We start from the raw sequence: 1,425 nt of genomic DNA on the forward strand, positions 1-1,425 counted from the left end.
CCCACTGTCTACCCGCTTTTGAAAAACCGCTGCCCCGTTGCATCTATGTATTAGGCCTATTCGTGGAAGCCGTCTTCGGCTTCTGGCCAAAATTGGAAAAGCTCGTGGTATGCCGATTACAGTCAGGCCTCGAAGGCCAGTAGGAGCTTAGGCATCAATCCACGCCGGTCTTACCTGGGGTCAATTTTTTTCAGCAGAGGGTCAGACGGTTAGTACCTCGGTGGCAGAACTCTGTCGCTCAGTGGCCCATCGTCGCTGGCTGGCCATCACCCGCGTGGCGACGATAAGTCTGGTCATTCTGTAGAAGCACCCAGACGATTCGCAGGTTGCGGTTGGCTAGCCTGATCGCAGCCTCCTTACGGCCCAACCGGCTCATCCAGTGCAACAAGCGGCGGTCATCGGGTTGCTGGGAATCAGGTCGTAGTTGTTGCAGCACCGCATGGGCTCCCTGGATCATCAGGCTGCGTAAATAAGCATCACCTCGCTTGGTCATGCCCCCCAGCCGGACCGTCTCCCCGCTGCTGTGCTGGTCAGGCACCATGCCAAAGTACGCGGCAAACTTGCGGGCATTGGGAAATCGCTCAGGCTTGGTTTCCTTGGCCACCAGTGCCGTGGCAGTGATCGGGCCGATGCCGCGCACAGTCATTAGCCGCTTCGCCGTCATGTCGGTGTTGGCGGCCACTTCCAGGCGTCCCGTCAGTACGCTGATGCGCTCGCCCAAATGGCGCCACTCGGCCAACAGTTCGTCGATCAGTTCACGCAGCAGGCCCGGCACCGGTTGGGTGGCATCTTCCAGCACCCGCGGAATTTTCTGGCTGATCGCAACATCGCCCTGCGCCAAGGCTACGCCGTGCTCAAGCAGCAGGCCGCGCATCTGATTACTGAGGGCCGTGCGTCGACGCACATAGCCCTGGCGGGCGCGATGCAACGCCTGCATTGCCAGCGCCGTAACGCTTTTGACCGGTACTGCGCAGATTTTTTCATCGCGATTAGCCCGCAGAATCGCCAGCGCATCGTTGCGATCATTTTTAGGCCCGCTGCGATGTGTGGCCACCAAACCGGCTGGAAGAATCCGCACCGGATTGCCTTGGTCTTGCAGCTGCCGGGCCCAGGCCTGGGCACCCGGACCGGTCTCCATCAAAACCACGACATGCGGCGGCAACTGTCGGAGAAAATCATAAAACGCCTCGCGCGACTTGATCCGCTGCTCGTAGAACACCTGGCCGAGGATATCTTCACCGGCGACCTGAAAGACCTGTTTGGCCAGGTCGACCGCCAAGGTTGTGCAGGCCGACAAATCGGAAGAAGACACGGATTGATCAAACGAACTATGATTTTTCATGGACTCGCCCTCGCTGTCGTTGGCTGTTTAGACTGCCACCGTGGCGCATTGACGCCTCGGCTTGGGCGAGTCCATCCAATTAC

At 59.2% G+C, this 1,425-nt stretch carries 1 protein-coding gene; it reads right to left on the reverse strand.

The window, feature by feature from the left end; all coding sequences use genetic code 11:
* Nucleotides 1-238: 238 nt before the first annotated feature.
* Nucleotides 239-1,297 carry an IS110 family RNA-guided transposase gene (locus ACW9JC_RS30265; protein WP_338586444.1) on the reverse strand — a complete coding sequence of 353 codons (1,059 nt, stop codon included), beginning with the start codon at nucleotides 1,295-1,297 and terminating at the stop codon, nucleotides 239-241.
* Nucleotides 1,298-1,425: the final 128 nt, after the last annotated feature.

The organism is Pseudomonas sp. SDO5591_S426, from assembly GCF_054070755.1.